The sequence below is a fragment of the Sphingomonas sp. genome (assembly GCF_036677245.1).
In the GTDB taxonomy this organism is placed as follows: domain Bacteria; phylum Pseudomonadota; class Alphaproteobacteria; order Sphingomonadales; family Sphingomonadaceae; genus Allosphingosinicella.
The window spans coordinates 1-7,124 of sequence record NZ_JAKFCG010000037.1; the positions used below are offsets into that span (position 1 = coordinate 1).

Annotated in this window: 9 protein-coding genes and 1 pseudogene; 2 read left to right on the forward strand and 8 right to left on the reverse strand. The window is 66.2% G+C overall.

All coding sequences use genetic code 11. The features are described from left to right. Positions 1 to 127 precede the first annotated feature (127 nt). Genes V6M48_RS03540 through V6M48_RS03550 form a run of 3 tightly spaced genes read right to left on the reverse strand, consistent with a single transcriptional unit; the run spans position 128 to position 2,641 of the window. Complete coding sequence (locus V6M48_RS03540) at positions 128 to 655, reverse strand: DUF934 domain-containing protein (protein ID WP_332811145.1); 528 nt, start codon at positions 653 to 655, stop codon at positions 128 to 130. Further along, on the reverse strand, positions 618 to 2,300 hold the full coding sequence (locus tag V6M48_RS03545; protein WP_332811146.1) for a nitrite/sulfite reductase: 1,683 nt from the start codon (positions 2,298 to 2,300) through the stop codon (positions 618 to 620). The genes V6M48_RS03540 and V6M48_RS03545 overlap by 38 nt, the downstream gene beginning before the upstream one ends. Beyond that, positions 2,300 to 2,641, reverse strand: a complete 342-nt coding sequence (locus tag V6M48_RS03550; protein ID WP_332811147.1) for a DUF2849 domain-containing protein — start codon at positions 2,639 to 2,641, stop codon at positions 2,300 to 2,302. Before V6M48_RS03550 ends, V6M48_RS03545 begins: the two co-directional genes overlap by 1 nt. A gap of 222 nt (positions 2,642 to 2,863) precedes the next feature. Here V6M48_RS03550 and V6M48_RS03555 point away from each other — a divergent pair, with 222 nt between their 5' ends. Together V6M48_RS03555 and V6M48_RS03560 are read left to right on the forward strand one after the other, a co-directional pair. Beyond that, positions 2,864 to 3,325, forward strand: coding sequence for an Lrp/AsnC family transcriptional regulator (locus V6M48_RS03555; protein ID WP_332811148.1), 462 nt, complete (start codon positions 2,864 to 2,866; stop codon positions 3,323 to 3,325). An 11-nt stretch (positions 3,326 to 3,336) separates the two neighbouring features. After that, on the forward strand, positions 3,337 to 4,128 hold the full coding sequence (locus V6M48_RS03560; RefSeq protein WP_332811149.1) for an inositol monophosphatase family protein: 792 nt from the start codon (positions 3,337 to 3,339) through the stop codon (positions 4,126 to 4,128). A gap of 25 nt (positions 4,129 to 4,153) precedes the next feature. On the opposite strand, the gene hisIE is transcribed toward V6M48_RS03560, so the two are convergent. The 5 genes and pseudogenes from hisIE to V6M48_RS03585 form a co-directional block, all read right to left on the reverse strand. Continuing rightward, positions 4,154 to 4,786: a bifunctional phosphoribosyl-AMP cyclohydrolase/phosphoribosyl-ATP diphosphatase HisIE gene (gene hisIE / locus V6M48_RS03565; protein WP_332811150.1), complete on the reverse strand. Its 633-nt coding sequence runs from the start codon at positions 4,784 to 4,786 to the stop codon at positions 4,154 to 4,156. Continuing rightward, a complete protein-coding gene (gene hisF, locus V6M48_RS03570) occupies positions 4,762 to 5,529 on the reverse strand; it encodes an imidazole glycerol phosphate synthase subunit HisF (protein WP_332811151.1) in 768 nt (255 codons plus the stop codon). Before hisF ends, hisIE begins: the two co-directional genes overlap by 25 nt. Continuing rightward, a complete protein-coding gene (locus V6M48_RS03575; RefSeq protein ID WP_332811152.1) occupies positions 5,516 to 6,235 on the reverse strand; it encodes a 1-(5-phosphoribosyl)-5-[(5-phosphoribosylamino)methylideneamino] imidazole-4-carboxamide isomerase in 720 nt (239 codons plus the stop codon). Before V6M48_RS03575 ends, hisF begins: the two co-directional genes overlap by 14 nt. Next, positions 6,232 to 6,813, reverse strand: coding sequence for an imidazole glycerol phosphate synthase subunit HisH (hisH, locus tag V6M48_RS03580; RefSeq protein ID WP_332811153.1), 582 nt, complete (start codon positions 6,811 to 6,813; stop codon positions 6,232 to 6,234). The genes V6M48_RS03575 and hisH overlap by 4 nt, the downstream gene beginning before the upstream one ends. Then, positions 6,810 to 7,124, reverse strand: a pseudogene (locus V6M48_RS03585) (imidazoleglycerol-phosphate dehydratase); the annotation flags it as partial. The pseudogene V6M48_RS03585 and the gene hisH, both read right to left, overlap by 4 nt.

The window sequence follows — 7,124 nt, forward strand, 5'->3', positions numbered from 1 at the left end:
GCGATCGCCTGATCCTCGATCCCGAAGCTGGTCGTGAAGACGATCCGGCCCGCGACATGCTCGCGCAGCGACTGCAGCCGCTCGAGCGGCGTCGCGCCGCCGATCCGATCGATCGCCGCCGGGCTGCTCATGCCGCCTCGCTCCGCCGTTGCCGGCGGCGCGCGAAGATCGACGCGCCGGCGTCCGGCCCATTGTGATAGGAGATGCTGAAGGCCGCGGCCGCGGCAAGCCACTGCTCGACGGGCATGCGCGCGGCATGCTCTTCGCTCATCTCGACTTCGTCGAAACCGCAGGCGCGCGCGAATGCGAATTCGTCGGGCACCAGCCGGCCGTTGGCGCGAAGCGTGCCGGTATAGCCCTGCTCGCGCAGCATGCGGCCGATGCTGAAGCCGCGGCCGTCGGAGAAAGCCGGGAATTGGACGATCACCAGCGAGAGCTGGTCCTGCACTGGGGCAAGCAGCTCCGGGCGGAAGGTGTTCGGAATCTCGACGCCGATGCGCTGCTGCGGCAGGCGCTCGGCCAGCGCCGCATCCAGCGTCTCGGGCGGGACGATGATCGCCGGCGCGTCGAAGAACGCGTCGTAACGCGCGAACTCGTCGATCTTCCAGCCATTCCGATCAAGCAGCGGCACGAGCGGCTCCTTCCACGACTTCATTGAAAGCAGCCTTGAACGGATCATGGCCGATGCGCCGCACGACCTCGATGAAGGTCTCGTTTTCCTGGCGCTGGGCGAGATAGACGTCGACCAATTTCTCGATCGCATCGGGCACCTTGTCACCGTCGATGCCGGGCCCAAGCCGCTCGCCGAGCGACGCATTCTCGGTGGCATCGCCGCCGAGCGTGACCTGGTAATTCTCGACGCCGCCCTTCTCGAGCCCGAGGATGCCGATGTTGCCGACATGATGGTGACCGCAGGCGTTGATGCAGCCGGAGATCTTGATGCCGAGCTCGCCGATCAGCCGCTGCCGCTCCTCATCGGCGAAGCGCACTGCGATGGCCTCAGCGATCGGGATCGAACGCGCGGTGGCAAGCTTGCAATAATCGAGCCCCGGGCAGGAAATGATGTCCGTGATCAGGCCGACGTTGGCAATCGCGAGATCGGCGGCCTTGAGCTCCTGCCAGAGCGCATAGACGTCATCGAGCTTCACATAGGGAAGCACCAGATTCTGATAATGGGTGACACGGATCTCGCTGAACGAGAAGCGATCGGCGAGATCGGCCACGACCCGCATCTGATCGGCGCTGGCGTCGCCGGTCGGCTTGCCGATCGGCTTCAACGAGATGGTGAGCGCAGTGTAGCCGGGCATGCGGTGCGCCCCGAGGTTGGTCTCGGCGAAGGCCGCGAAAGCCGGATCTTCCTGCTTGTGCCGCTCGAAGCTCTCCGAGGTGGCGGGAAGCGCTTCATAGGCCGGCGGCGCGAAATAAGCGGCGATCCGCTCGACCTCGACCGGGTCGGCGTTGATCGTCGGGCCGTCGAGCTTGGCATATTCCTCTTCGACCCTGGCCTTGAAGGCATCGAAACCCAGCTCGTGGACGAGGATCTTGACCCGCGCCTTGTACGGATTGTCGCGGCGGCCTTCGAGATTATAGACGCGCAGCACCGCTTCGACGAACGCGAGCAGATCCTGCTTCGGCAGGAAGTCGCGGATCACCTTGCCGATCATCGGCGTGCGGCCCATGCCGCCACCGACCAAGATCTGGTAGCCGGCCTCGCCCGTTTCGGGGTGGCGCAGGATGCGGATGCCGATGTCGTGCACCTTGATCGCCGCGCGGTCCTCCGCGGTCGCGATCACCGCGATCTTGAACTTGCGCGGCAGGAAGCTGAATTCGGGATGGAGCGTCGACCATTGGCGCAGCAGCTCCGCGGTCGGGCGCGGATCCTCGACCTCGTCGGCGGCGACACCGGCGAGGTGGTCGGCGCTGATGTTGCGGATGCAATTGCCGGAGGTCTGGATGCCGTGCATCTCGACGTCGGCGAGCAATTCGAAGATGTCGGGAAGCTCGCGCAGCTTGGGCCAATTATACTGGATGTTCTGGCGCGTCGTGAAATGGCCGTAGCCGCGATCGTGGCGCTCGGCGATCAAGGCCAGCTGACGCATCTGCCGCGACGACAAGGTGCCATAGGGAATGGCGACCCGCAACATATAGGCGTGGAGCTGGAGGTAGACGCCGTTCATCTGCCGCAGCAGCTTGAACTCATCCTCGGTGAGCGAGCCGTCGAGGCGGCGCTGCACCTGGTCGCGGAACTGCTCGACACGCTCGCGCACCAGCAATTCGTCGAACTCATCGTAGCGATACATTATCTTGCCCCCATCAAATCGGCCTGCTTGCCGAGATCGAGCCTTACGCTGGGCCCCAAAGTGCGAAGCCGCTCGCGATAGTGGACCGGCACGAACAGACCATCCTCATCGCGACGCACCGTGACGAGATAGGGCTCGATCACCTCACCGCTCGCCTGGCTCGCATCGCGCACCGCCTCGAGCTGAAGCGCCTGCTCGTCATTCTCGGCGACGAGCGCGGCCTGGGGGTCGAGCGACCATTCGCTGCCGGTCCAGACGATGACGTCGCCGTCGAGCACGTGATTGGCGTGCAGCACAACCGGGAGCGGCGGACGCTTCACGGCTGCCTTGGGTACGGACATCGAAGGATCGCCTTTCGAAAATCGCTGTTTTGAGAAAGTTCTTGCGCCAGCATCCCGATTTCCTGCAATCGCGCCGCGCCGCGCTCATGCCAATAGGATGCTGGGGAACCGGATAAATATCCCTGTTTTACGCGGAATCAACCAGCGCCGACGAGATTGCATGTTCCGACCGCGCTGCTATGACAAATTAGAAGAATTTGCTATTTCGGGGCATGCCCACAGATGGATAATACCGACCGGAAAATCCTCTCGATCCTGCAGGAGGACGCGTCGCTGTCGGTCGCCGAAATCGCCAGCCGTGTGAACCTCTCGCAGACCCCCGCCTGGCGGCGCATCCAGCGGCTCGAGGAAGCGGGGGTGATCGAGAGGCGCGTCGCCTTGCTCAACCCGGATTCGATCGGCCTCGGCCTCACTGTGTTCGTAGAGATCGAGACCGGCGACCATTCGGCCGAGTGGATCACCGGCTTCGCCACCGCCGTTTCGCAGATGCCCGAGGTGATGGAGGTCTATCGCATGGCCGGCGACGTCGATTACCTGCTGCGCATCGCGGTCGGGGACATGGCGGCCTATGACGCTTTCTACCGCAGGCTGATCGAGGAGGTTCCGCTCAAGAACGTCACCTCCCGCTTCGCCATGGAGCGGGTGAAATCGACCACCGCATATCCGCTGTCGGTGCAGGCCTGAGCCAGGGCGACATGTCGGACGATACAAGGACATTCGCCGCCTTTGCCCGATCGCTGGCCCAAGCTGCGCGCGCCGAGACCTTGACACGCTGGCGAAGCGCCGGCGCGGCAGAGAATAAGGCGGCAGCGGGCGCGTTCGACCCCGTCACCGAGGCGGACATCGGCGCCGAGCGGGCGATGCGCGCCCTGATCGAAGCGCGCTTTCCCGATCATGGCATCGCCGGCGAGGAGATGGGCGAGAAGCCGGCGGCCGGCCGCTATGGCTGGAGCCTCGATCCGATCGACGGCACGCGCTCGTTCGTCTGCGGCATGCCAAGCTGGGTGACGTTGATCGCCTTGCTGCGCGACGGCGAGCCGGTGCTCGGCGTGATCGACGCACCGCGGCTCGGCGAAACCTATTATGGCGACGGCGACAGCGCGATGCTGGCCGATGCCGAGGGCGAGCGTCCGATCGCCGTGAGCGGGCGCCGAACGCTTGGCGAGGCGCGGCTCTCGACGACCGATCCCTATCTCTTCGTCGGCAGCGACGCCGAGCGCTTCGAGCGCTTGCGCGCGGCGGTGCGGACGATCCGCTTTGGGCACGATGGCTATGCCTATGCCCGGCTCGCGGCCGGGTCGATCGACCTGGTGGTGGAAGCCGGACTCAAGCCCTATGATTACAACGCGTTGGTGCCGGTGATCCGCGGCGCCGGCGGCTTCGTCGGCAATTGGCGCGGCGGGACCGACCTTAGCGACGGCCGGATCGTCGCGGCGGCAACGGCAAGCTTGTTCGAAGAAGCGATCGAGCTGCTGGAGAAGGCCTGAGTCCTCCTGCTCGCCGACGCTTTGCTTACTTGTGCCGCTCCTTGAGCAGCGCCGCGACGTCCTCCCAGCCAAAGCCCCGCGCCTCCATCAGCACGGTCAGATGATAGACGAGGTCGGCGGTCTCGGAGATGCACCCGTCGCGATCGCCGGTCGCGCCGGCGAGGGCGACTTCAACGCCCTCCTCGCCGATCTTCTGGGCGATACGGGTCGGCCCCTTGGCGAGCAGGCGTGCGGTGTAGCTGCTTTCGGGATCGGCGCCGGCGCGATCGTGGACGATCGTCGCCAGCCGCGCGAGCCACCCGACGCCCGAGGCACCCTCGGCCGTGAAACAGCTTTCGGTGCCGAGATGGCAGGTCGGCCCCACAGGCTCGGCCATCACCAGCAACGCATCGCCGTCGCAATCGACGAAGATGCGCTGGAGCTTGAGATGGTTGCCGCTGGTCTCGCCCTTGGTCCACAGCCGCCCCTTCGAGCGGCTGTAGAACGTCACGAGGCCGCTCGCCAGCGATTGGCGCAAGGCCTCCTCGTTCATATAGCCGAGCATCAGCAATTGCAGCGTGCGATGATCCTGCACGACCGCCGGAAGCAGGCCGTCCATCTTCGCCCAGTCGAGTGCGGCGACATCCCCCTCGCCTAGGGGCGCATTTCGATCCCGCATGAGCGGAGATACTCCTTGAGTGTGGGGATGGAGAGCAATCGATCGTGGAAGACCGTGGCGGCGAGCGCACCGCTCGCGTCGGCCTCGAGGAACGCATCGCGAAAATGCTCGGCGGCGCCGGCGCCGCCGGACGCGATCACCGGCACGTCGACCACCGCGCGCACGGCCGACGTGTGGGCGATGTCGTAGCCGGTGCGGACTCCGTCGCGGCGCATGCAGTTGAGCACGATCTCACCCGCGCCGCGGCCGGTCGCCTCGACCACCCAGTCGAGCGTGCGAAGCCCGGTGTCGCGGGTCTTCTCGACGCTGCCGGTATATTGCTTGACGAAATAGTCGCCATTGTCCTCGAAGCTGTCGACGCCAAGCACGATGCACTGGCTGCCGAAGTCACGCGCCAGCTCCTCGATCAGCTGCGGGCGCTCAATCGCGGGCGAATTGATCGAAACCTTGTCGGCGCCGCTGTCCAGGCAGGCCGCGGCCTGGTCGCGGGTGCGCACCCCGCCGGCGACGGCGAACGGGATGTCGATCACGCGCGCGATGCGGCGGACCCAGTCGAGATCGAGGCTGCGCCCTTCGGCGCTCGCCGTAATGTCGTAGAAGACGAGCTCGTCGGCGCCCTCCTCGCGGTAGCGCAGCGCATGGTCGACGATGTCGCCGACGTCACGGTGATCGCGGAACTGGATGCCCTTGACGACTCTGCCGTCGCGCACGTCGAGGCACGGAATGATCCTACGCGCCGGCAACTTCGAGCGCCTCTTCGAGCCTGAAACGACCTTCCCACAAGGCCTTGCCGATGATCGCGCCGTCGGTCGGCAGGCCGCGCAGATCCTCGATGCTCGATATCCCGCCGGACGCCTGCACCGCGAGATGCGGCAGCCGCTCGACGGCTTGCTCGAGAAGTTCGACGTTGGGCCCGTTCATCATCCCGTCGCGGCTGATGTCGGTGACGAGCAGGTGGCGCGCCTCGGGATATTCGGCGGCGACGTCCCACAGGCTGCGGGTGGAGCTTTCGGTCCAGCCGGCGGTCGCGACCATCGGCACGCCCGCGACGATGTTGACGTCGAGCGCGAGCGTGATCGCGTCACCGCCGAATTCGGCGAGGAATCGCCGGACGAGATCGGGCTGCTTGACCGCAAGGCTGCCGATCACGACCCGGCCGACGCCGGCGTCGAGCATCCGCGCGATCTGGGCAAAGTCGCGAAAGCCACCCGCGACCTGGAGCTTCTGCGCTGCGCCGGCGGCAAGGCCGGCGATCAGATCGTGCTGGCGGGGTGCACCGGCGCGGGCGCCGTCGAGGTCGACGACATGGGTCCACTCGGCACCGGCCGCGGCGAAGCCGGCCAAGGCTTCGGCAGGATCGGCCGAATAGATGGTCGCGTCGTCGAAACGCCCCTGCGCGAGACGCACGCAGCGGCCGTCCATCAGGTCCATGGCGGGATAAAGGATCATGCGGCGAGGAAGCTTTCAAGGAAACGCGCGCCGGCTTCGCCGCTGCGCTCGGGGTGGAACTGGGCGCCGTGGTAATTGCCGCGCTTGACCGCGGCAGGAATGGCCCGGCCATATTGCGCGGTCGCGATGCTGTGCGGGCCATCGTCGCAGGCATAGCTGTGCGCGAAATAGACATAGTCGCCGTCGCGCAGGCCCAGGCTCGGGTCGGCGACCGTGAGCCGGCTCCAGCCCATGTGCGGCACCGGCATCGTCCGATCGGGCACGAGCTTGCGGACCTCGCCCGGGATGATGCCGAGGCAGCGGACATCCTCCTCGTCGGACCGCTCGAACAGCAATTGCATGCCGAGGCAGATGCCGAGCACCGGCTGCTCGAGCGATGTCAGCACATCCTTGAGGCCGAGCGCCTCGATCTGCTCCATCGCGAAGCCGGCGGCGCCGACGCCGGGCAGGACGACGCGGTCAGCAGACGCGATCTCGGACCGGTCGGCGGTGATCAAAGGCTGCAGGCCGAGCCGCTCGAAGGCGATACCGACCGAGCCGATATTGCCGCAGCCGACGTCGACGATGGCCAGTTTCACAACACCCCCTTGGTGCTGGGCACGGCGTCGCCGCCTTCGCGCCTGACCGCCTGGCGCAACGCGCGGCCGAACGCCTTGAAGCAGGCTTCGGTCTTGTGATGATCGTTCTCGCCGGTGACGCGGACATGCACCGCCGCGCCGAGGCTGTCGGCGAACGAGCGGAAGATGTGGCGCGTCATCTCGGTGGGATAGGCGCCGATGTGGCTCGCCGCGAACTCGCCTTCGAACACCGCATAAGGCCGACCCGAAAGATCGATCAGCACATGCGCTTCGGTCTCGTCCATCGGCAGCGAGAAGCCGAAGCGGCCGAT